This is a genomic window from Burkholderia anthina (assembly GCF_902498995.1).
GTDB classification, from domain to species: domain Bacteria; phylum Pseudomonadota; class Gammaproteobacteria; order Burkholderiales; family Burkholderiaceae; genus Burkholderia; species Burkholderia anthina.
In genome coordinates this window covers 1-21,672 of record NZ_CABVLY010000018.1, presented here as the reverse complement: position 1 = coordinate 21,672, position 21,672 = coordinate 1, and the positions used below count along the sequence as shown (strand labels likewise).

Sequence of the window (21,672 nt, the reverse complement as noted above, 5' to 3'; positions counted from 1 at the left end):
CACGAGGAGACCTTCGCATGACTTCGAGCCGAAACCCGTCCGAACTGGCGCTGCCCGAGCAGCGCGTCGTCGCCGTCGACGACCTGTCGGTGATGTTCCGCCGCGAAGGCGCGACGTTCGATGCGGTGCGCAACGTGTCGTTTCACGTCGATCGCGGCGAGACGCTCGCGATCGTTGGCGAATCGGGCTCCGGCAAGTCGGTCACGTCGCTCGCGCTGATGCGGCTCGTCGAGCACGGCGGCGGCGAGATCACGAGCGGGCGGATCGCGTTGCGCCGCCGCGGCGGCGCGCTCGTCGATCTCGCGCAGGCGAGCGCGGCGGCGATGCGCGGCATTCGCGGCGCGGACGTCGCGATGATCTTCCAGGAGCCGATGACGTCGCTGAACCCGGTGTTTACGGTCGGCGACCAGATCAGCGAGGCGATCGCGCTGCACCAGTCGAAGGGCGCGACCGAAGCGCGTGCCGAAGCATTGCGGCTGCTCGACCTCGTGCGTATTCCGGAGGCGCGCCGCGTGTTCGCGCGCTATCCGCACCAGTTGTCCGGCGGGATGCGCCAGCGCGTGATGATCGCGATGGCGCTGTCGTGCCGGCCCGCGCTGCTGATCGCCGACGAACCGACGACCGCGCTCGACGTGACGATCCAGGCGCAGATCCTGCAACTGATTCGCGGGCTGCAGGACGAAATGAACATGGGCGTGATCTTCATCACGCACGACATGGGTGTGGTCGCCGAAGTGGCCGACCGCGTGCTCGTGATGTATCGCGGCGAGAAGGTCGAGGAGGGCGAGTCCGGCCGGATCTTCGCGGCGCCCGCCCATCGCTACACGCAAGCACTGCTCGCGGCCGTGCCGCGGCTCGGTTCGATGCAGGGCACCGATGCGCCGGAGAAATTCCCGCTGCTGAAGGTGGACGGCACGAACGCGGTCGCACTTGCACCGGCTGCGAACGACGCCGCCGCGCAGCCGCACGTCGATCCGGCCGCGCCGCCGATCCTGCGCGTGCGCGATCTCGTCACGCGGTTTCCGGTGAAGAGCGGCGTGTTCGGCCGCGTGTCGCAGTACGTGCATGCGGTCGAGCGCGTGAGCTTCGAGTTGCGCGCGGGCGAGACGCTCGCGCTCGTCGGCGAATCGGGCTGCGGCAAGTCGACGACCGGCCGCTCGCTGCTGCGCCTCGTCGAATCGCAGCGCGGTTCGATCGAGTTCGACGGCCGCGACATCAGCGCGCTGAAGGGCGCCGATCTGCAGGCGCTGCGGCGGAACATCCAGTTCATCTTCCAGGATCCGTTCGCGTCGCTGAACCCGCGCCTGACCGTCGGCTTCTCGATCATGGAGCCGCTGCTGGTGCACGGCGTCGCGAGCGGCCGCGACGCGCAGGCGCGCGTCGACTGGCTGCTGGAGAAGGTCGGCCTGCCGCCGGAGGCCACGCGCCGCTATCCGCACGAATTCTCGGGCGGCCAGCGCCAGCGGATCGCCATCGCCCGCGCGCTCGCGCTGAATCCGAAGGTCGTGATTGCCGACGAATCGGTGTCCGCGCTCGACGTGTCGGTGCAGGCGCAGATCGTCAACCTGATGCTCGACCTGCAGCGCGAGCTCGGCGTCGCGTATCTGTTCATCTCGCACGACATGGCCGTGGTCGAGCGCATCAGCCATCGCGTCGCGGTGATGTATCTCGGCCAGATCGTCGAGATCGGCCCGCGCCGCGCGGTGTTCGAAGCGCCGCAGCATCCGTACACGAAGAAGCTGATGAGCGCGGTGCCGGTGGCCGACCCTGCTCGCCGGCACGCGCCGCGGCAGCTCGCGGCGGACGAGATTCCGAGCCCGATCCGCGCGGTGGGCGACGAGCCGTCCGTCGCGCCGCTCGTCGCGGTCGGCCCCGATCACTACGTCGCGACGCATCGCGTCGGCGGTGCGTATTGAGTGCGGCCGGACCCGTCGTTTCGCGCGACGCTTCCGCAAGGAGCGCGCGCCATGCAGTACGCAGTCGAAACCGAAACCGAAACCGAAACGCCCGCGAGGCGTCACCGATCCAACAGGAGCCCAGCAAAATGAACAAGCAGCATCCGTTCCCGATGTTTCGTCCGCGCGCAGGCTTCGCCGCGCTCGCCGGCGCGATCGCGCTGACGGTCGCACTGCCGGCGTTCGCGCAGCAGACCGCGGTGATGGCAGTGGATTCGACGTTCACGACGATGGATCCGTACGACGCGAACGACACGGTGTCGCAGGCCGTCGTCAAGTCGTTCTACCAGGGGCTGTTCGGCTTCGACAAGGACATGAAGCTCGTCAACGTGCTGGCGACGAGCTACGAAGCGAGCGCCGATGCGAAGACCTATACGATCAAGCTGCGCCAGGGCGTGAAATTCCACGACGGCACCGACTTCAACGCGGCGGCCGTGAAGGCCAACTTCGACCGCGTGACCGATCCGGCGAACCACCTGAAGCGCTACAACATGTTCCGCGTGATCGAGAAGACCGAAGTGGTCGATCCGTACACGGTGAAGATCACGCTGCGCGAGCCGTTCTCGGCGCTCATCAACACGCTCGCGCACCCGTCGGCCGTGATGATCTCGCCGGCCGCGCTGAAGAAGTGGGGGCGCGACATCGCGCTGCATCCGGTCGGCACCGGGCCGTTCGAGTTCGTCGAATGGAAGCAGACCGACGACCTGAAGGTGAAGAAGTTCGCCGGTTACTGGAAGAAGGGCTATCCGAAGATCGACGCGATCGACTGGAAGCCGGTGGTCGACAACAACACGCGCGCGGCGCTGATGAAGACGGGCGAAGCCGATTTCGCGTTCCGCATCCCGTTTGAGCAGGCCGCCGACCTGAAGGGCAATTCGAAGGTCGACGTCATTGAGCGGCCGTCGATCGTGCAGCGCTACGTGTCGCTGAACACGCTGCAAAAGCCGTTCGACAACCCGAAGGTGCGCCAGGCGCTGAACTATGCGGTGAACAAGGACGCGCTCGCGAAGGTGGCGTTCTCCGGTTTCGCGACGCCGGCCACCGGCGTGGTGCCGCAGGGCGTCGACTATGCGACGAAGCTTGGCCCTTGGCCGTACGACCCGGCGAAGGCGCGCGCGCTGCTGAAGGAGGCCGGCTATCCGAACGGCTTCGAGACGACGCTGTGGTCCGCGTATAACAACTCGACGTCGCAGAAGACGATCCAGTTCGTGCAGCAGCAGCTCGCGCAGGTCGGCGTGAAGGTGCAGGTGCAGGCGCTGGAGGCCGGCGAGCGCGTCGCGAAGGTCGAGAGCGCGCCGGATCCGGCGAAGGCGCCGGTGCGGATGTACTACATCGGCTGGTCGTCGTCGACGGGCGAAGCGAACTGGGCGATCACGCCGCTGCTCGCGAGCGCATCGGCGCCGCCGAAGCTCGTCAACACCGCGTACTACAAGAACGACGCGGTGGACGGCGATCTCGCGAAGGCGCTCGAGACGGTCGACCGCGCGAAGAAGACCGAGCTCTACGCGGACGCGCAGAAGCAGATCTGGACCGACGCACCGTGGATCTTCCTCGTGCAGGAGAAGATCGTCTATGCGCGCAGCAAGCGCTTGCAGGGCGCGTACGTGATGCCGGACGGCTCGTTCAACTTCGACGAAATCTCGCTGAAATGACGGCGACTCGCCCGCCACGCGGTGCCGGCGGCGTACGCTGCCGGCGCGCTGATTCGACCGGTGCTGCCCCATGCTGAATTTTCTCGTCAAACGCCTGTTCGGCCTGCTGCCCACGCTCGCGATCGTCGCGGTGCTGGTGTTCCTGTTCGTGCATCTGCTGCCGGGTGACCCGGCGCGGCTCGCGGCCGGCCCCGAAGCCGACGATGCGACGGTCGCGCTCGTGCGCGCCGACCTCGGGCTCGACCGGCCGCTGCCCGCGCAGTTCGCGAACTTCTTCGTGAAGATCGCGCACGGCGATTTCGGCACGTCGACACGCAGCAAGCGGCCGGTGTCGACCGAGATCGGCGAGCGCTTCATGCCGACGCTGCTGCTCACGCTCGTCAGCATGGTGTGGGCGACGGCGTTTGGCATGGCGATCGGGATCGCGTCGGCGGTGTGGCGCAACCGCTGGCCCGACCGCCTGGGGATGACGATCGCGGTGTCGGGCATCTCGTTTCCCGCGTTCGCGCTCGGCATGCTGCTGATGGAAATCTTCTCGGTGAAGCTCGGCTGGTTGCCGGTCGTGCCGGACGGCACGTGGAAGAGCTACGTGCTGCCGTCGCTGACGCTCGGCGCGGCGGTCGCGGCCGTGATGGCGCGCTTCACGCGCGCGTCGTTCGTCGAGGTGCTCAACGAGGACTTCGTGCGCACCGCGCGCGCGAAGGGCGTGCACGAGCCGATGGTCGTGCTCAAGCACTGCCTGCGCAACGCGATGATCCCGGTCGTCACGATGATGGGGCTGCAGTTCGGCTTCCTGCTCGGCGGCTCGATCGTCGTCGAGGTCGTGTTCAACTGGCCGGGGCTCGGGCGCCTGCTGGTCGACTCGGTGACGATGCGCGACTACCCGGTGATCCAGGCGATCGTGCTGTTGTTCTCGCTCGAGTTCATCCTGATCAACCTGACCGTCGACGTGCTGTACGCGGTCATCAACCCGACCATCCGGTTCAAGTGAGGCCCGCATGAACGCGACTGTCCAGCCCGCGGCGCCGGCCGCACCCGCCGCGATCCGCACGCCGTGGCGCGAATTCTGGCGCAAGTTCCGCAAGCAGACCGTCGCGCTGGTCGCGGCCGGCTTCGTGCTCGCGCTCGTCGTCCTGGCGTTCGTCGGCCCGCACATCGTGCCGTTCGATCCGGAAAACTACTTCGACTACGACGCGCTGAACGCGGGGCCGTCGGCCGTGCACTGGTTCGGCGTCGATTCGCTCGGCCGCGACATCTTCAGCCGGATCGTCGCCGGCACGCGCATCTCGCTCGTGGCCGGTTTCTTCTCGGTCGCGCTCGGCGCGATCATCGGCACGTTCTTCGGGTTGCTCGCCGGCTACTACGAAGGCTGGTGGGACCGCATCACGATGCGCGTGGCCGACGTGCTGTTCGCATTCCCGGGGATCCTGCTCGCGATCGGCGTGGTCGCGATCCTCGGCAACGGGATGGTCAACGTGATCTGTGCGGTCGCGATCTTCAGCATCCCGGCGTTCGCGCGGCTCGTGCGCGGCAACACGCTGATGCTCAAGCACATGACCTATGTGGAGGCCGCGCGCAGCATCGGCGCGTCCGACTGGACGATCATCATGCGGCACATCCTGCCGGGCACGGTGTCGTCGGTGGTCGTCTACTTCACGATGCGGATCGGCACGTCGATCATCACGGCCGCGAGCCTGTCGTTCCTCGGGCTCGGCGCGCAGCCGCCGATGCCGGAGTGGGGCGCGATGCTCAACGAGGCGCGCGCGGACATGGTGACCGCGCCGCACATCGCGATCTTCCCGAGCCTCGCGATCTTCCTGACCGTGCTCGCATTCAACCTGCTCGGCGACGGGCTGCGCGACGCGCTCGATCCGAAGCTGGAGCGTCGCTGATGGGCGCGGTTTCGATGTGGACACGGACGTTGCCGGCCGGGCCGCGCGGCACGATCGCCGACGTGCCGGGCGTGACCGTCGGCCATGCCACGCTCGACGCGGGCGGCGTGCAGACGGGCGTCACCGTCGTGAAGCCGCATCCGGGCGACCTGTACCGCAGCAAGGTGCCGGCCGGCGCGGCCGTGATCAACGGCTTCGGCAAGAGCGTCGGGCTCGTGCAGGTCGATGAGCTCGGCACGCTCGACACGCCGATCGCGCTGACCAATACATTCGGTGTCGGCACCGTTGCGCAAGCACAGATCCGCGCGGCCATCGCCGCGAATCCGGAGATCGGCCGCGACTGGTCGACGGTCAATCCGCTCGTGTTCGAATGCAACGACGGGTATCTGAACGACATCCAGGCATTCGCGGTGACGGCCGCGCATTACGACCACGCATGCCGCACGGCCGCGCGCGACTTCGCACGCGGCGCGGTGGGCGCCGGGCGCGGCATGTCGTGTTTCGACCTGAAGGGCGGGATCGGTTCGGCCTCGCGCGTGGCCGTCGCGGCGGGCCGGCCGTATACGGTCGGCGCGCTCGTGCTCGCGAATTTCGGCCGGCTGCCGATGCTCACGCTCGGCGGCGTGCCGGTCGGGCGCATCGTCGCGCAACGACGGGCGGAGGCGGCCGCGCATGCGGCGCCGCCCGAGCAAGGCTCGATCATCCTGTTGCTCGCGACCGATGCGCCGCTCGATGCGCGACAGTTGTCGCGGCTCGCACGCCGCGCCGGTGCGGGGCTGGCCCGTACCGGTTCGGTCTACGGGCACGGCAGCGGCGACATCGCGCTCGCATTCTCGACCGCGTACACCGTCGCGCACGATGCATCGACCGTCGCGCTGCCGGCCCTCGTGGCCGATGCGGCGCTCGATCCGCTGTTCATGGCCGCGGCCGAAAGCGTCGAGCATGCGATCGCCGACGCGCTGCTGCAGGCCGTGACCGTTGCCGGGCGCGATGCTCACGTGCGGCAATCGCTGCGCGACGCGGTGCCCGATCTCGATCGCCTGTTCAACGAAAGCAACGAAGGACGCTCGACCCAGTCATGAAGATCCTGATCTCGACCGACATCGAGGGCGTCGCCGGCGTGTTCGCCGCCGAGCAGACGCGTGCCGGCAATCCGGAATACGAACGCGCACGCCGCTGGATGACCGCCGAGGCGAACGCGGCGATCGAAGGCGCGTTCGCGGGCGGCGCGCAGGCCGTGTGGGTCAACGACTCGCACGGCGGCTTCCGCAACCTGCTGCCCGACGGGCTCGATGCGCGTGCGCGCGTCGTGCTCGGCAAGCCGCGCGCGCTCGGGATGATGGCCGGCCTCGAACAGCAGCCGGACCTCGTATTCATGATCGGCTTTCACGCGAAATCGCAGACGCGCGGCGTGCTCGCGCATACGATCAACAGCTTTGCATTTACGCAGGTGTGGCTGAACGGTGTCGAGCTCGGCGAAGCCGGGCTGTACGGCGCGCTGGCCCGCGAATACGGCGCGCACGTCGCGCTGGCGTCGGGCGACGACGTGTTCGCCGAGGAAACGCAGCCGCTGTTTCCGGACGCGCGTTTCGAGACGATCAAGACGGCCGGCGGCGCGTCGAGCGGCGACACGCTCACGCCGGCCGCGTCCTGCGCGCGCATCGCGACCGCCGCGCGCGAAACGGTCGTGCACGCGCTGTCGGCCGGCTGGCGCGCCGGCGCGCATCGGCCCGCGCCGGCCGCATGCACGCTGCGCGTGCAGACGGCCGCGCTCGCCGATCTGTTCTGCGTGCTGCCGTCGATCGAACGGACCGATGCGGTCACGTTGCGTTTCGACGGGCCTTCGGTCGAACATGTCGTGCGCACGCTGAACAGCCTGTCGGCGATGTCGTTCATGCTGCGCTGATGCGTGCCGACCTTTGAGTGACAATTGTTGTGGCAATTTTGGGTCGTCGACAAACCAGCCAGGCAATGGGCGTGTTACAAGTGCCAAAGAATTTGCGTTGAGGATATTTGCGACAATAGCGCCGAAATTAAGGGCTTGATTTCTCGCCGTGATCGCGGCTTGGAATCGAACAGAGTCGAGTGCGCTGATATGGAGTGGCTTTGTCTCTAGTCTTACTGTGTCAATAAATTCATGCCATTATAGGAACTTCTTCATCCATGACGTGAGGAATGATGGACTGGGAGACGTCATTCGAGGCGTATCTGGAACATTTGTGTGAAGCGCTTGGGCATAGCGACCGCGAGTCAGGATTGAGAGGCTATTGCCAAGGACTGATGCTGCCAATTCGGCGCAAGAGCGTCGAGCCGCTGGCGGCACATCTGGAACCGGAGCATGTGAGCGCGCGGCACCAGTCACTGCATCATTTCGTGGCGAAGTCGGAATGGTCCGATACGGCGCTGCTCGAGCAGGTGCGGCGCTGGGTGCTGCCGCACATGGACCCGGCTGGCGGGTTGTACTGGATCATTGACGACACGGGATTTCCCAAGAAGGGTAAGCATTCGGTCGGCGTGGCACGGCAATACTGCGGTCAACTGGGCAAGCAGGACAACTGCCAGGTTGCGGTGAGCCTGTCGGTGGCGACGGAAGACGCGAGCCTACCGGTGTCGTATCGACTGTATCTGCCGCGTGAATGGAGCGACGATCCCGTGCGACGACAGAAAGCCGGCGTGCCCGAGGAAATCGAGTTTGCAACCAAACCAGAGATTGCGACCGGGCAGTTGCGCGAAGCACGGCAAAGCGGCGCGCCCGACGGTGTCGTGTTGGCCGATGCGGGCTATGGAGACGACACCTCGTTTCGGGAGGCTGTCAGCGAGCTCGGGCTGCAGTATGCGGTGGGCATTCGCTCGAACACACGCGTATGGGCGCCGGGCACGGCGCCTCTATCGCCCGAGCCCGCCGCGGGGAAATCGGGCCGGCCACGCAGCTTGTTACGGCGCGCACCGGGACATGAGCCGATCGGAATCAAGGATCTGGCCTCGAAGCTTGACGTCTCGCACTATCGCAACGTGATATGGCGCGAAGGTACGTGCGCCGCGCTCACTTCGCGCTTTGCTGCCGTGCGCGTGCGTGCTTCACACCGCGATTACTGGCGCTCAACACTGCGAGATAAGGAATGGCTGCTGATCGAATGGCCCGAAGGTGACGCAGAGCCGCTCAAATACTGGCTTTCGACTTTGCCCCCAGACACGACGCTCGAACGACTGGTTCATGTCGCCAAGATGCGCTGGCGTATCGAGCGGGACTATCAGGATCTCAAGCAGGAGTTCGGCCTGGGACACTTCGAAGGACGTGGTTGGCGTGGATTCCATCACCATGCATCGTTGTGTATTGCTGCCCATGGGTTTCTTGTTGCTCACCGCCTCATTCAAGGCGACAGTAAAAAAAGCTCCACGATCCGCGACCCATTTGCCTTACCCTCGGATTACGTGCCACGCGGATCCCCAGCGCGCGCAGCGCCACGTGGCTGATTCCATCACCACGCTGCGCTGGCGTATCGCTGCATACATCGCGCGCCGGCTCCAGCGATGTCCGTTTTGTTCAGCGTCCAATGCTAATTTATTGACACAGTAAGACTAGGGGCAATTGTGCATCTCAGGGGTGCAGTCACTTCGGGAAAATCGATTTTGATAAAAATGACTTATCACTGTCTCTTGCTGTTTTAGAAAGAAATTTCACGGGCAAATTCGGTTGCGATGCGAGTCGTTTTGCGATTGTGATCGAGAGAGATATAGTTCGCGCGTATTGCTTTTTTACGCATGCACAAGCCCCGAGCCAACTCGCATCGGCGCGAGTTAGACAAATCCAGTTCCAAGGACCTCCCTATGGGACACCACGATGGCTCGTTACGGTCAGAATGGGCGCGCGCGAAAGCAGTCCTTCGCACATCCGGGCAAAAATTCTCATTTCATTTTGAATGTAGCCGAGTGAGTGCGCCTCGCCCTCAACGTCGGTACGATGGCAAGGTGGCTGTCGCGCGAAGCAATCTGCGATAGTGCCCGGACTGCTTCGAGTTCCGCTGCGACAACGGCGAACCGCTGTGCGTGACGTTAGCGCTGGACTGCCGCGACCGCGAAGCGATGAGCAGGGCAGCCACGACGGCAGGCCACAGCGGCGACATCGTGCGCGACGTGATGCTGGCCGCGGTGGAAAATCGGTTTGGCAAGGCGCTGCATACGCCGTCCGAAATTGAGTGGCTGAGCGCAACGGTTTGGGCTACACAGTCGACGGCACGCGTCGGTTCGCGGTAGCCACCGACCTGACGCCATCGACCACGCCGGTGTGCAGCCCGCAAAGCAACGGCTGGCTGAGCGCTTCGTGAAAACGATAAAGAGCGACTGCGTCGCCTTGATGCCAAAGCCGGACACCGCGACTCCTGCACGAAACCTGGCCATCGCGTTCGAGCATTACAACGAAAAGTATCCCCATAGCGCGCTGAAATACCGCTCGCCCCGCGAGTTTCAGCGCTTGCTGGTCTCAGCAACCTTAGTGTGAGGCTGTGTCCGGGATTACAGGGTCAACTCCAGGCAACTCCACTGGTATTCAACGATTAATGCATACGGCGGCGTGTTGGTCTGTATGGAGGTGACACTGAGTTTGGGCTGTTCTGAAACAGTGAGCTTCGGCAGGACGTGTTCATCGTGGTGAGCCGTCTGGCGAAGGGTAGGTTGACTACGCATTGCCGGTAGGGTTCCCGTGATGGAAGATGCGCATGGCCTCCTCACTAGAGTCGGCCATCTTCTGGCTATGGACTCGGGATGGACATCAAGCACCTACAATTGTTTTTCGACATTGTCGAGGCGGGTAGTCTCAGCAAGGTTTGTGCATCGCGGGGGATCGCCCAGTCTGCACTCAGCAAGCACATTGCCGCCTTGGAAAACGAGATTGGGGCGAAGCTGTTCTATCGCACCGGTCGAGGCGTCGTTTTGACCGAGTTAGGGCAGTCCATGATGCCGCGTGTGAGATCGCTGCTAAGTGAGTTCGAACTGCTGGCAAGCGAGGTGAGGGACCAATCGAACGTGCCGAGCGGTCCGGTGCGGCTCGCGCTGCAGTCATCCATCACCCAGCACATCGTTGGCCCGCTATTTCAACACGTGCGCGCTGACTTTCCGAAGATCGACCTGCGTTTGATGGAAGGGTTCGCAGGCAACATTGAAGAGGCGCTGGCCAACGGGCGTGCGGACGTCGGTGTCTTTTCTCGCTACGGCGATCGCATCCATAAGACCGATGAAGCGCTCGTAACGGATGAACTCTATTTGATTGCCCGCACCGGAGATCCCGTTGTGGGTAATCCCAGCTGCAGGTTCGCGGACGTGGCTGGTTTGCCGCTAGTGCTGCCAGGCGCGCCGGACGGATTTCACATGATGCTGCTGGACGAGGCGAAGAAATCCGGCGTGCATCTGAATACCCAGATAGAAGTCGATTCGCTCACGGCCATGCGCGAGATCGTGGCGAACGGTGCCGCCTACACGATCCTCACTCGTCAGGCAGTGAGCGTCGATATGCAGTTGGGGAGGATTCAAGTCAGCCGTATCACCGACCCGGTTTTATCGCGTACGCTGGTGCTTGCGGTCAGCACGCAGCGCCCGCTGACGCATGCCAGCCGAACCGTCATAGGCCTTATCCGGAAGCTGACGCAACGCGAGACCTGAGCCGTGCCAACGAGCGTGATGGCGGCCGGCCCTTCGAGCGTGGCCGCCGTCGTAACGTGTGAGTCAGGGGACAGAGATCGATGGTTCGCCGGTCTTTCGCTTATGCAACAGATCGAGCGCCACGTCGACGATCATGTCTTCCTGGCCGCCCACCATGCGTCGCTTGCCGAGTTCGACCAAGATGTCGACTGTCCTGATGCCGTACTTGGCGGCCGCTGCTTCGGAGTGCAGAAGAAAGCTGGAGTAAACACCGGCGTAGCCTAACGCGAGCGTTTCGCGATCCACGCGCACGGGCCTATCCTGCAGCGGTCGCACCAGATCTTCCGCCGCGTCCATCAGACGGAAAAGGTCGCAGCCATGGTTCCAGCCGAGCCGGTCGGCGGCGGCGATGAACACTTCGAGCGGCGCGTTGCCCGCACCGGCACCCATGCCGGCCAAGCTGGCGTCGACACGGTCGCAACCTTCTTCTACGGCCACGATAGAGTTCGCCACGCCCAGCGACAGATTGTGGTGCGCATGGATGCCCACCTGTGTTTCAGTGTTGAGTGTCTCCTTGAACGCGCGTATGCGATGTCGGACATCTTCCATGCCGAGCGCGCCACCGGAATCGACCACGTAGCAGCAGGTCGCGCCGTAGCTCTCCATGAGCTTGGCCTGGGCGGCCAGCTTGGCCGGGGTGGTCATATGGCTCATCATCAGGAAACCGATCGTTTCCATACCCAGCGCGCGCGCCGTCTCGATGTGCTGCTTGGCGACATCGGCCTCGGTGCAGTGTGTAGCGATCCGCACGATTCTGGCACCTGCGTCATATGCGGCTTTGAGATCATGCACGGTGCCGATGCCCGGCAGCAGCAGGGTCGTGATCTTGGCTTGCCGGACGACATCGGCCACGGCCTCGATCCATTCCAGATCGGTGTGCGCACCGAAACCGTAGTTGAAGCTCGACCCCTGCAACCCGTCACCATGGGCGACCTCGATCGAATCGACGCCGGCCGCATCGAGTGCCTTGGCAATCGCCTTGACCTGCTCGATACTATATTGGTGACGAATCGCATGGCTGCCGTCGCGCAATGTAACGTCGGAAACGTAGATTTTCTTGCTCACGTTCAGCTCCTTCAAATAGCGGTGATGTCGCTGTCGACCATGCGCTGGGCAATGCGTTCGGCGGTCGACAGAGCGGCGCTAGTCATGATGTCCAGATTGCCGGCGTAGGCCGGCAGATAGTGGGCGGCGCCTTCGACTTCCAGCAGCACGGTGGTCTTCAAGCCGCTAATGCGCCTCAGGCCGGGGACATTCAGATCGTGCACGTGGTCGAACTGCACCTCCTGCTTGAGCCGATACCCAGGGACGTAGCGTTGAACAGCGGCCACCATGTCTTGCACGGACTGGGCAACGCGAGCCTCGTCGACCCGCTCGCTCAGGGTGTAGACGGTATCGCGCATCATGAGCGGCGGTTCGGCGGGGTTGAGCACGATGATGGCTTTGCCGCGCTCGGCGCCGCCCACGGTCTGGATGGCTCTGGTGGTGGTCTCGGTAAATTCGTCAATGTTGGCGCGGGTGCCGGGGCCGGCAGATCGACTGGCGATACTCGCCACGATTTCCGCATAGCGCACCTTGGCCGCGCGCGACACGGCCGCGACAATGGGAATGGTTGCCTGACCACCGCACGTGACCATATTGACGTTGGGCGCATCCAGACAGTACTCGCCGTTGACTACCGGCACGCAATAGGGGCCGATGGCCGCCGGGGTCAGGTCCACCATGCGTATGGCCGGCTTTCGCTCGCGCAGGAAGCGATCATTGACGATGTGGGCAGCGGCGCTGGTGGCATCGAACACGAGCTCGACAGCGTCGAAGGCAGGCAGGCGTGTCAGTCCTTCAATGCCCTCATGCGTGATCGCTACGCCGAGGCGTGCGGCACGCGCCAATCCTTCCGAGCGCGGGTCGATGCCAACCATGGCGGCGAGTTCGATGTTTTTCCCATGCCGCATGATCTTGATCATGAGGTCGGTGCCGATATTGCCGCTGCCAATGATGGCGGCCTTGATCTTGTTGCTTGACATGACGTGCTCCCGTTCAAGTCGCCGCAAACGCCGTTGTGACGACGCCCAGACCGGCGATGGTGGTTTCGATGATGTCGCCCGGCGAGATAGTGACCATGGGCCCTAGTGCGCCGGTCATGATGACGTCGCCGGCGACGAGAGGACGCTCCACGTCGATCATCTTGCGAGCGAGCCACAGCGCGGCATTCAATGGATGTCCGAGGCATGCCGCGCCCACACCGAGGGATACGACCTGCCCCTTGCGCTCCATGAGCATGCCGCACGTGCGCAGGTCGACTTCCGACAGCTTCCTGGGCCGCGTTCCCAGCGCGTACAGGCCGGAAGATGCGTTGTCCGCAACGGTGTCCAGGAGCTTGATGTCCCAGTGCTTGATGCGGCTGCCGACAATTTCTACCGCTGGGACGACGTACGCAATGGCGGACATCAACTCGGACAGCGTCACATGCTCCTGGCAAAGATCTCGCTCGAGTACCACGGCCACCTCCGCCTCCACCTTCGGCTGGAGCACGCGCCCCAAAGAGACCACCTCGTCCGGCGCGAGCTCCATGTCGGCGAACAGCATGCCGAAATCTGGCGAATCCACACCCAACTGTTGCTGAACGGATTGCGACGTGAGGCCGATCTTGCGGCCCGTCAGACGCCGCCCGATTTCGAGGCTGTGGCGTGTATTGATTTCCTGTACCGCATAGGCGCCGGCTACGCCGAACGCGGCCAATTCGTTTCGCACAGGAGGAATGGGAAGGCCCTCCCGGGCCGCTGTGCGAAGGGACGTGGCCAGCCTTTCGAGTACTACGGTGTCCATGTTCATAGGTGCCTTAGAGTGAGCGATTCAGGTTGTCAGGGCACGAAAAGACGAGTTTCCAAGGCTTCATGACGACGCTCTTGAACAGCGACGCTTTGGCAAACGGATCGTTGGCAGCGAGTTCCGAGGCCTCGTGCTCATTTGGAACTTCATAGACGAACAGGGCACCGCTGCCGTCTGCAAAGGGGCCGGCGACCACCAGACGCCCCTGTTGCAACAGGTCCTGCAGATAGGTGCGATGGGCAGGCCGAAGCTGTGCAATACGTTCGGGCTCGTTGACGTACTCGACGATGGCTGCGAATTTCATGATGGGATCAATGGTTGAGAAAGCCGATGGAGATCCAGGGCACGGCAGCCACGAGGGCAGTGCCGATGAAGAGCGAGATCATGTAGCGCCAGATGTGGCGTACACCCTCGCTCGGTTGGGTGCAACTGATCGCACAGGCCGCGTAGTAGCCGACACCGAACGGAGGTGCGAAGAGGCCGATGCCCATGGCCAGCACGACCACCATCGAATAGTGCACGTCGTGAATGCCGAGCTGGCGGGCGATCGGAAACAGCAGGGGGCCGAACAGCACGATGGCGGGAATCCCTTCCAGCACGCTGCCGAGCAGCATGAAGGCGATGATGGAGACCGCGAGGAACGCGGCAGCGCCGCCCGGCAGCCTGGCCATGGCATCCGCCAGGTCGCCGGAGAATCCGGATTGCGTGAGCGACCATGCCATGCCGGTGGCGGTGCCGATGATGAGCAGGATCGCGCCGGATAGCGCGGCCGTGTCCACGAGCGCAGGCCACAGTTTCCGGACGTCGAGCTTGCGGTACACCAGAAGCCCTACCACGATCGCGTAGACGATGCCGATGGTGGACACCTCGGTGGCGGTGGCGACGCCTTCGACGACAGCGGCACGGATGACGAACGGCAGCGCGAGCGCGGGGAGAGCGACGACGAAGCTTTTGCCTACTGCGGACCAACTTGCCTTGGCAGTGGTCGGGCAATCCGATTTGCGCGAGCGCCACCACACCGCTGCGCCGAGCATCGCGGCCAGCACGATGCCGGGCAACAGGCCCCCCGTGAAGAGATCGGAGATCGAGATGCCGGTGACGGATCCGATGGTGATGAGCACCAGGCTGGGCGGAACCGTTTCGGTCTGCGCGCCGGTGGCGGCGAGTAGTGCGACCATGTTGCCGTCCTCGGCGCCACGTTTCTTCATTTCCGGGAACAGGGCCGGTGCTATGGCTGCCATATCCGCCGCCTTCGAGCCCGAGATGCCCGACACCAGATACATCGAGCCGATGAGCACGTATGACAGGCCGCCGCGCACGTGACCGAGCAGATTGGCCAGGAACTGCACCATCGCCTTGGCCATCGACGTCATCTCGATCAGCACCCCCAGAAAGACGAACAGTGGCACCGCCAGCAGGATCAGGTGCGACATTCCTTCGTCCATCCGCCCGATGACCACCGTAGTGGGTGTCGAGGTGGTGAGAGACAGATAGCCGAATGTCGCTAGTCCGAACGCGAAGGCAATCGGCACGCCAGAGAAGACCAGCAGCCCGACGATGGCGACAAAGAACACCAGCAGGTTGGCGTTGCCGAGCGCTTGCAGCAGCGGTTGCAGTGCAACTAGCGCTCCCGCGACGCAAACGCACGCAACGACCGCTACCAGTGCCGTGCGCAGACTCGACGTCATCAGGACGCGCACCACGCTCATCAGCAGGATGATCCCGATGCCGACGGGTAGCGCGGCTGCGCGCCAGGCGTTGGAGATATCCAGCGCGGGCAAGGTGACCAGCGCCTCTTCGCTGGCGAATTCGTATGCCGGGTGGGCGACCAACGCTAACCACGTCAAGGCGGCCACCGTGGCGACCAGTTCGAACACGCCGCGCCAGTGGGGCGCGGCGCGATCGACCAGTGCCGTCATGCGCATGTGGCCGCCGCGCCGGAAGGCGACTGCGGAGCCCAGCATGATGAGCCAGATGAAAAGCAGTGAGGCCAGCTCGTCCACCCAGATCAACGGAGTGTGCATGGCATAGCGGCTCAAGACTCCGCTGAACAGCACGCCGATTTCCGCCACCACCAGCAGCGCAGCCGGAATCTCGGTTGCCGCGCCCAATACCTTGTCTGTCAGATACAGCACGCGAGCGAGCGTTCCCGGTTCAGGGGTGCGAGCGGGGCGATCTATGGCCTGCGAGTCGACTTCGACCGTATGGATGGACATGACTTGCCTCCATTACCGTTGCGGCAACCCGAGCACGTTGGCCTGGATTTCCGGATCGACGAAGCGTTCCAGGCGCTCGGGATGGACGATGATCGTGATCTCGCACGAACCCGTGCCAACCGTCAGGCCCAGAAGATGGCCGCCGACACCGTTAAACGTGCCATCCATGGCCGTGCCATGCGCGTGGATGGATGGCTTGCCCTCCTTCCATGCAATCGATCCTGTCATGTTGGCCATCTCGACATTGCGAAACGTCTTGGGGTCGAACTGCTTGCGGTCGAAGTCATAGAAGCCGAACGTGGCTTCGGACATAAACCCGATGCCGGTGAAACTGGCGCTCGGAATCTTCTCCGCTTGGGCGAGTTGGGCTAGACTTTCCAGCACGTTGTCCCCATGGCGAAGCACCATCAGATAGCCGGTGGGGGTCTTCATGTACTTGCCTTTGAGGTCTGCTGCGGCTGCGCTGTGCATCATCGGGGCGGAGAGCGTGATGCCGAGTACGAACAGCGAGGCCAGGCGCTTGATATAGTTCATGACGTTTCCTGTATTTGCGGGCGAGCGCCGCCCTGGTGGTGGCGCGATGCCACCGGCCATGGTGTTTCTGTTGTAGAGAGAACGTGACTTGGCTAAGCGAGCTGGCCCGAGTACTTCTCGAGCAGCGTCCACGTGTCGGCCGGAAACTTCTTCTTCCAGTCCTTGTAGAAGCCCGCCTTGCTCAGGTAGTCGCGGAAGGCCTTCACGTCCGGCTGGTTGAAGATCATGCCGCGGTCCTTGAGTTGTTCGCGCAGGCGTGCGTTCAAGGCATCGACAGCCTGGCGCTGTTTGACGGCATAGGCGTCGAACGTCGTGGACGCAATCTGCCGCAAGTCTTCGGGCAGGGCGTTCCATGTGCGCATGTTACCGACCAGCCAGAAACCGTCCCACACGTGCGAGGTGAGCGAGCAGTACTTTTGGACTTCGTACAGCTTCTGCGTCTCCAGGATGGTCAGCGGGTTTTCCTGTCCGTCCACGATTTTGGTCTGCAGCGCGGTATAGGTCTCCGCCATATTGATGCCGGCGGGGGCGGCACCAAACGCCTTGAACAGCGAGGTGAGAGCGGGGCTCAGCGGTACGCGGATCTTGAATCCATTGAAGTCCTGCGGCATGGCAATCTGCCGGGTACTGCTGGTGACCTGGCGAAACCCGTGGTCCCAGATTCGAGCTTGGGGTACCAGGTTGATCTTGGCGAATGCCGCGCGGATATGCGCCCCTAGCTCGCCATCCATGGCTCGCCACACGTGGTCGTAGCTGGGAAATGCAAAGCCGATTCCGCTGATGGATGCCGTCGGTACCAGCGTGCCCCAGATGAGTCCCGCGGTGCTGACGAAATCAATGGCCCCGGAGCGCACTTGTGAAATCATGTCGGTGTCGCTGCCGAGCTGACTGTTGGGAAATACCTGGATGTTCAGCCGACCATTCGAGACACGGGCAATCTCGGCTGCCGCCGCGGTCAGGTTGGCTGTGGTAGGGTGGCCGGGTGCCAGTGCGATGCCGAGCTTATAGTGGTAGATTTGCCCGGCCGCACGTGCCCGCGGGCTGAACATCACGCCCGAGGCGGCCGAAGCCGCTGCGATGGCCAACCCCTGTTTGAGCGCCAAGCGACGCCCGCTATTGATGCTGCTCATGACTTGTCTCCTGTGGGTTCCCGCTTTTTTATTGTGTTCAGCGGGATGACGCGGGCGCTATCAGGTCGTCAGTGGCTGTCGATTGCTCAGGTACGTAGCGAAGTTCCGGGCGCCATCCCAATCCTGGATCAGCGTCAGCCGGCGCTTGAGGAACAGCCCGTCGGCCACACGTTCTGCAAATGCCTCGAACGTTTCGGTCGGGTCGTTGATCTCGAATACGAAGTAGACCTTTGCTTCTTCGTTGGACAACCACGGGCCGGCCAGCAGCTTGAGGTCCGCGGGAAGGTTGTGCGGTCGGACACCTTCGCGCAGCTTCCCCAGGAAATCCACCACGCCCTGCATCGTCTTGGGCGACATGTCGCGCAGCCAAACTTCATTGAAAAACTTGGGCATCTTCTTTTCTCCTTCGGCGTTTACGTGCACTGATCAGGCGTTCGCCACGCGATCCGTATGGGCTTTCAACTGGTCCCAACCGGATAGCAGAGTCAGCTTGCGGTGAGCAAACAGGCCACTCATGACGCGCTCGGCATAGGCATCGAACATGGTCGACGGGTCGTCGATCTCGAAAACGAACATCACCTTCGCCTCCTCGGCCGAGAGCCAGGGACCCGCGACCATGCGCAGATCGGGCGGAAGGTTGCCGGGTTTGGTACCCACGCTCAGGTTGCCGAAAAAGGTTACGGCCTCTTCCATGACTTGTGGCTTGATGTCGCCAAGCCATACTTCGTTCAGAAACAAAGGCATTGATGTCTCCTGGTCAATGTTCTGTCGCAGGTGTTGCGACTCGACGCCTGAAGCGTACGAAATTGCGCTACATCGTCATATGCACAAATCGAGATATCAGATTTTCTCGGGTGGCGTGCGCGAGCGACACGTGAGCGCAAGCTGCCGTCGCGATCCATGTTATTCGTTAGAGGAATGCACGCTTGACGAGCGCGGATGGCGACGAATACGTGGCACGAATGGGCCATCGAGGAAGTGTGCTGTCTCGTTCTCTGCGAGACTATGTGGACCGTTTGGATTGCTCGGGTAGTGCCGAGCGGCATGCCCTAGGACGATCTCTACCGTTCAAATGCCAAAGGAGATGCCTATTCTGGGAGGCTTCCGGAGCGCGTCGAGGGCCTGATTGCAGCGCGGCCTCAGACATTGGCCGACGCGTGATACATAACACGTAATCGATATAACACCAGATGGATGCGGTGCGTTATCTAGTTGAACCACGTTGAACGGTGAAGGAGATGATCGAATGCTTTCATTTGAATAGGTACAGAAACTTTGTGCGTACATGTGCGCTTCCATCGCGAGCCCGTTTTGTGCTCGCGACGGGATTGCCATACTCGCTATTGGCGGACACAGTATCGGTTAAAGGCGATATCCACCACTCGCATCGATTACCTGACCGGTCGTCCATTGCGACGCCGGGCTCACGAGAAAGCCGATCACGCCGGCGATGTCGTCCGGTGTACCGACGCGGCCGAGGGGGCTGGCTGATGTCATCGTTACCCTACCGCTATCGGTCCGCAGCCAGCTCGCGTTCATGTCGGTATCGACCGGGCCGGGCGCGACGGCGTTGACGACGATGCCGCGCGGGCCAAGTTCAACGGCCCAGTGGCGAGTCAGCGTGTCGACGGCTGCCTTTGATGCGGCATATGCGGAAATCGCACTGAAGTCGCCGCCGGCTTCGAACACGCGGCTCGAGAGTACGCTCGACAAGTTGACGATCCGGCCGCCGCGCGGCATGCGCTTCACGGCCCGCTGCGTCGTGAAAAACACCGCTTTCACGTTCAGCGTGAATTGGCGGTCGAACAGCTCGATCGACGTGTCGTCCAGCGTGCCGCCGTCGGCAACGCCAGCATTGTTGACGAGGACGTCAAGCGTCGCTGGCAGGTTCTGTTCCGCGACGGCGCGGTCGAGCGCGTCGAACAGCGCGGTAACGCCGTCCGGATAGTTGAGATCGGCTTGAATCGCCAGACCGCGGCCGCCGAGTTCGCGGATGCCGGCGAGCGTCTGTTCAGCCGCCGCGCGGTCGGCGCGATAGTGAACCGCGACGATGTAGCCCTGTCGCGCCAGTTCGTATGACGTTGCACGGCCAATGCCGCGCGAGCCGCCCGTGACGAGGGCGAGTTTCGATGCTTGCGTGCTGCTCATGTTCATTTCCTTGAAAAAAGCGGTGCCACCGACGAGGTTGGCGGCATCGAAAAGGGAGCCTGTTGCTTCGGCCATTTGCCGTGCGACGAAGGATGCGGATGCGATGGCGTGTCGTTCCCGATCGGCATTGGCTGCGCGTCGCCGACCGGACCTCCGTGCCGGCTACCGCGCGATGCGTGCCGCCGGCTCGGGCATCGTGCGGTTTCGATTCATGCTCAAACCGGGCCGGTCGGCGCCAGCGCGTGTTCCTCGATCAGGCGTACGGCCTTCAGCGCGTCCCACTGGTCGACCGGAATCGGCGTCGATGCGGGCCGCAGGTTCTCGTCGACGCGATCGGGCCGGCTCGCGCCAGGGATCATCGCCGCGACGGCAGTGTGCGCGCGCTTCTCCGAGACGCGGAGCTGCGTCGAAGTAGCGGGTCCAGATTTCGCTGGCCTGTGCGTCTTCGTGCGGGACGTCCCGATACATGTCACCCGGCGGCGCAATGCCAATACCCTGGCGGGAAGGGAGCGTGATTCTCATGCGAGCTCTCCGGCAACCTGTTGGCACGTGGCTCGCGGGATCAGCGGATCGCGACCGGGTTGATGTTGACCTGTGTCGAGCCGACGTACAGCGGCTGGCCGAGCACGAACAGGAATTCCCACGCCTTGTCACGCACCAGCGCGCGGCTGTCGATCAGTTCCAGGTTGTAGATGCCGCGCTTCGCGAGCATGTACTGGTTGATCGGGAATTCGTCCTGCGTGTGCGGATTCGGATAGACCTCCGACGCCCACGTGTCGCCGCCGAACGCGACGATCCCCTGGTCGGCCAGCCACTTCGCGGCTTCCATGCCGATGCCGGGCTCGACGTCGAGGAACTGCCTGTTGTCCTTGCCGATCAGTTCCAGCCAGCCGGTGTTGAACAGCACGACGTCGCCTTTGCGCAGCGTCAGTCCCTGCTTCTTCAGCACGGCCTGGATGTCGGCGACTGTGAATTCGGTGCCGCCAGGCACGATCGGCTTACCGTAGTAAGCGGTCATGTCGAGCACGATGCCGCGCGTGACGATCGGCGGCACCTTCTCGACGCCGAGCTTCTTCACACCGTCGACGGTGACGAAATCGGCCGCCTTGTTGCCGTTGTAATACACGTTGTCGATACCGATGTGGCCGATGCCGTTCAACTGTGTGCCGACGCCGGTCCATGCGTTCACGAGTTCATCGTTGAACGTGAACTTGTTCGGGCCGAGGCTCTTGCCGGCCTGCTGGCCGACCTGCACGTTGTACAGCCGGAAGCTGCGGTGGCGGAACGCTGGTAGGTCTTTGTCCACCGGCACGGCCAGCGGGTAGGTCTTGCCGACCTTGACGAGGCCGACGGCCTGCTTGACGACGTCGGGCGTCAGCAGGTTGGCGGCGCCGATTTCGTCGTTCGCGCCATAGACGGATGGATACCAGTCGGCCGCCGGTGCGGACGGTGCAGCGTGGGACGCTTGCGTGGCTGCGAACGGCAGGACCGCGGTGAGCGCGAGTCGGGCGAGGGTTGCTTTCATATTGGACTCCAAAGAATCGTTCACGCCGCGGCTTGCGCGAGCGTCGGATAGTCGGTCAGGCCCGGTGCGCCGCCGCCGAACAGCGTGTTGCGGTCGT

At 63.5% G+C, this 21,672-nt stretch carries 20 protein-coding genes and 1 pseudogene; 9 read left to right on the top strand and 12 right to left on the bottom strand.

All coding sequences use genetic code 11. The features are described from left to right. The first annotated feature begins 17 nt into the window (after positions 1-17). From BME24068_RS21890 to BME24068_RS21850, 9 genes and pseudogenes are all read left to right on the top strand, one after another. Positions 18-1,916 carry a dipeptide ABC transporter ATP-binding protein gene (locus BME24068_RS21890; RefSeq protein ID WP_174927346.1) on the top strand — a complete coding sequence of 633 codons (1,899 nt, stop codon included), beginning with the start codon at positions 18-20 and terminating at the stop codon, positions 1,914-1,916. A 128-nt stretch (positions 1,917-2,044) separates the two neighbouring features. After that, complete coding sequence (gene gsiB / locus BME24068_RS21885) at positions 2,045-3,607, top strand: glutathione ABC transporter substrate-binding protein GsiB (RefSeq protein WP_174927345.1); 1,563 nt, start codon at positions 2,045-2,047, stop codon at positions 3,605-3,607. A 70-nt stretch (positions 3,608-3,677) separates the two neighbouring features. Then, positions 3,678-4,598 carry a glutathione ABC transporter permease GsiC gene (gsiC, locus tag BME24068_RS21880; RefSeq protein WP_174927344.1) on the top strand — a complete coding sequence of 307 codons (921 nt, stop codon included), beginning with the start codon at positions 3,678-3,680 and terminating at the stop codon, positions 4,596-4,598. 7 nt (positions 4,599-4,605) lie between these two features. Then, a complete protein-coding gene (gene gsiD / locus BME24068_RS21875) occupies positions 4,606-5,499 on the top strand; it encodes a glutathione ABC transporter permease GsiD (RefSeq protein WP_174927343.1) in 894 nt (297 codons plus the stop codon). Beyond that, positions 5,499-6,581: a DmpA family aminopeptidase gene (locus BME24068_RS21870; protein WP_174927342.1), complete on the top strand. Its 1,083-nt coding sequence runs from the start codon at positions 5,499-5,501 to the stop codon at positions 6,579-6,581. Before gsiD ends, BME24068_RS21870 begins: the two co-directional genes overlap by 1 nt. Beyond that, a complete protein-coding gene (locus BME24068_RS21865) occupies positions 6,578-7,405 on the top strand; it encodes a M55 family metallopeptidase (protein ID WP_096499048.1) in 828 nt (275 codons plus the stop codon). Before BME24068_RS21870 ends, BME24068_RS21865 begins: the two co-directional genes overlap by 4 nt. 272 nt (positions 7,406-7,677) lie before the next feature. After that, positions 7,678-8,973: an IS701 family transposase gene (locus BME24068_RS21860; protein ID WP_174927430.1), complete on the top strand. Its 1,296-nt coding sequence runs from the start codon at positions 7,678-7,680 to the stop codon at positions 8,971-8,973. Positions 8,974-9,366: 393 nt separating this feature from the next. After that, a pseudogene (locus BME24068_RS21855) lies at positions 9,367-9,997 on the top strand (integrase core domain-containing protein); the annotation flags it as partial. Between the two features lie 263 nt (positions 9,998-10,260). Then, the gene (locus BME24068_RS21850) at positions 10,261-11,154 is read left to right on the top strand and encodes a LysR family transcriptional regulator (protein WP_174927341.1); all 894 of its coding nucleotides are present in this window, start codon (positions 10,261-10,263) and stop codon (positions 11,152-11,154) included. Positions 11,155-11,217: 63 nt separating this feature from the next. Here the strand turns inward: BME24068_RS21850 and dmpG are convergent, their stop codons facing one another. The 12 genes from dmpG to BME24068_RS21790 form a co-directional block, all read right to left on the bottom strand. After that, the gene (dmpG, locus tag BME24068_RS21845; RefSeq protein WP_174927340.1) at positions 11,218-12,258 is read right to left on the bottom strand and encodes a 4-hydroxy-2-oxovalerate aldolase; all 1,041 of its coding nucleotides are present in this window, start codon (positions 12,256-12,258) and stop codon (positions 11,218-11,220) included. Positions 12,259-12,269: 11 nt separating this feature from the next. Then, on the bottom strand, positions 12,270-13,217 hold the full coding sequence (locus tag BME24068_RS21840; protein ID WP_174927339.1) for an acetaldehyde dehydrogenase (acetylating): 948 nt from the start codon (positions 13,215-13,217) through the stop codon (positions 12,270-12,272). Between the two features lie 13 nt (positions 13,218-13,230). Next, complete coding sequence (locus tag BME24068_RS21835; protein ID WP_174927338.1) at positions 13,231-14,025, bottom strand: fumarylacetoacetate hydrolase family protein; 795 nt, start codon at positions 14,023-14,025, stop codon at positions 13,231-13,233. A 7-nt stretch (positions 14,026-14,032) separates the two neighbouring features. Then, entirely contained in the window at positions 14,033-14,326 is a 294-nt protein-coding gene (locus BME24068_RS21830; RefSeq protein ID WP_174927337.1) for a YciI family protein, read from the bottom strand. A gap of 7 nt (positions 14,327-14,333) precedes the next feature. Beyond that, positions 14,334-16,238, bottom strand: a complete 1,905-nt coding sequence (locus BME24068_RS21825) for a TRAP transporter large permease (protein ID WP_174927336.1) — start codon at positions 16,236-16,238, stop codon at positions 14,334-14,336. Positions 16,239-16,250: 12 nt separating this feature from the next. Continuing rightward, positions 16,251-16,772: a PPC domain-containing DNA-binding protein gene (locus BME24068_RS21820; RefSeq protein ID WP_174927335.1), complete on the bottom strand. Its 522-nt coding sequence runs from the start codon at positions 16,770-16,772 to the stop codon at positions 16,251-16,253. A 92-nt stretch (positions 16,773-16,864) separates the two neighbouring features. After that, the gene (locus BME24068_RS21815) at positions 16,865-17,902 is read right to left on the bottom strand and encodes a TRAP transporter substrate-binding protein (RefSeq protein WP_174927334.1); all 1,038 of its coding nucleotides are present in this window, start codon (positions 17,900-17,902) and stop codon (positions 16,865-16,867) included. 60 nt (positions 17,903-17,962) lie between these two features. Beyond that, positions 17,963-18,295 carry a hypothetical protein gene (locus BME24068_RS21810; protein ID WP_174927333.1) on the bottom strand — a complete coding sequence of 111 codons (333 nt, stop codon included), beginning with the start codon at positions 18,293-18,295 and terminating at the stop codon, positions 17,963-17,965. A gap of 33 nt (positions 18,296-18,328) precedes the next feature. After that, entirely contained in the window at positions 18,329-18,646 is a 318-nt protein-coding gene (locus BME24068_RS21805) for a hypothetical protein (protein WP_174927332.1), read from the bottom strand. A 618-nt stretch (positions 18,647-19,264) separates the two neighbouring features. Further along, positions 19,265-20,125 carry an SDR family oxidoreductase gene (locus BME24068_RS21800; protein WP_203368185.1) on the bottom strand — a complete coding sequence of 287 codons (861 nt, stop codon included), beginning with the start codon at positions 20,123-20,125 and terminating at the stop codon, positions 19,265-19,267. Between the two features lie 140 nt (positions 20,126-20,265). Then, positions 20,266-20,409, bottom strand: coding sequence for a hypothetical protein (locus tag BME24068_RS21795; RefSeq protein WP_174927331.1), 144 nt, complete (start codon positions 20,407-20,409; stop codon positions 20,266-20,268). 203 nt (positions 20,410-20,612) lie between these two features. Continuing rightward, a complete protein-coding gene (locus BME24068_RS21790; RefSeq protein ID WP_174927330.1) occupies positions 20,613-21,575 on the bottom strand; it encodes a cyclase family protein in 963 nt (320 codons plus the stop codon). Positions 21,576-21,672: the final 97 nt, after the last annotated feature.

What these genes read in the sequence shown, in the direction of transcription:
- BME24068_RS21890 (WP_174927346.1), top strand. Translation starts at nt 18, where the DNA reads ATGACTTCGAGCCGAAACCCGTCCGAACTGGCGCTGCCCGAGCAGCGC.
- gsiB (WP_174927345.1), top strand. Translation starts at nt 2,045, where the DNA reads ATGAACAAGCAGCATCCGTTCCCGATGTTTCGTCCGCGCGCAGGCTTC.
- gsiC (WP_174927344.1), top strand. Translation starts at nt 3,678, where the DNA reads ATGCTGAATTTTCTCGTCAAACGCCTGTTCGGCCTGCTGCCCACGCTC.
- gsiD (WP_174927343.1), top strand. Translation starts at nt 4,606, where the DNA reads ATGAACGCGACTGTCCAGCCCGCGGCGCCGGCCGCACCCGCCGCGATC.
- BME24068_RS21870 (WP_174927342.1), top strand. Translation starts at nt 5,499, where the DNA reads ATGGGCGCGGTTTCGATGTGGACACGGACGTTGCCGGCCGGGCCGCGC.
- BME24068_RS21865 (WP_096499048.1), top strand. Translation starts at nt 6,578, where the DNA reads ATGAAGATCCTGATCTCGACCGACATCGAGGGCGTCGCCGGCGTGTTC.
- BME24068_RS21860 (WP_174927430.1), top strand. Translation starts at nt 7,678, where the DNA reads ATGGACTGGGAGACGTCATTCGAGGCGTATCTGGAACATTTGTGTGAA.
- BME24068_RS21850 (WP_174927341.1), top strand. Translation starts at nt 10,261, where the DNA reads ATGGACATCAAGCACCTACAATTGTTTTTCGACATTGTCGAGGCGGGT.
- BME24068_RS21840 (WP_174927339.1), bottom strand. Translation starts at nt 13,217, where the DNA reads ATGTCAAGCAACAAGATCAAGGCCGCCATCATTGGCAGCGGCAATATC.
- BME24068_RS21835 (WP_174927338.1), bottom strand. Translation starts at nt 14,025, where the DNA reads ATGAACATGGACACCGTAGTACTCGAAAGGCTGGCCACGTCCCTTCGC.
- BME24068_RS21830 (WP_174927337.1), bottom strand. Translation starts at nt 14,326, where the DNA reads ATGAAATTCGCAGCCATCGTCGAGTACGTCAACGAGCCCGAACGTATT.
- BME24068_RS21825 (WP_174927336.1), bottom strand. Translation starts at nt 16,238, where the DNA reads ATGTCCATCCATACGGTCGAAGTCGACTCGCAGGCCATAGATCGCCCC.
- BME24068_RS21820 (WP_174927335.1), bottom strand. Translation starts at nt 16,772, where the DNA reads ATGAACTATATCAAGCGCCTGGCCTCGCTGTTCGTACTCGGCATCACG.
- BME24068_RS21815 (WP_174927334.1), bottom strand. Translation starts at nt 17,902, where the DNA reads ATGAGCAGCATCAATAGCGGGCGTCGCTTGGCGCTCAAACAGGGGTTG.
- BME24068_RS21810 (WP_174927333.1), bottom strand. Translation starts at nt 18,295, where the DNA reads ATGCCCAAGTTTTTCAATGAAGTTTGGCTGCGCGACATGTCGCCCAAG.
- BME24068_RS21805 (WP_174927332.1), bottom strand. Translation starts at nt 18,646, where the DNA reads ATGCCTTTGTTTCTGAACGAAGTATGGCTTGGCGACATCAAGCCACAA.
- BME24068_RS21800 (WP_203368185.1), bottom strand. Translation starts at nt 20,125, where the DNA reads ATGGCCGAAGCAACAGGCTCCCTTTTCGATGCCGCCAACCTCGTCGGT.
- BME24068_RS21795 (WP_174927331.1), bottom strand. Translation starts at nt 20,409, where the DNA reads ATGATCCCTGGCGCGAGCCGGCCCGATCGCGTCGACGAGAACCTGCGG.
- BME24068_RS21790 (WP_174927330.1), bottom strand. Translation starts at nt 21,575, where the DNA reads ATGAAAGCAACCCTCGCCCGACTCGCGCTCACCGCGGTCCTGCCGTTC.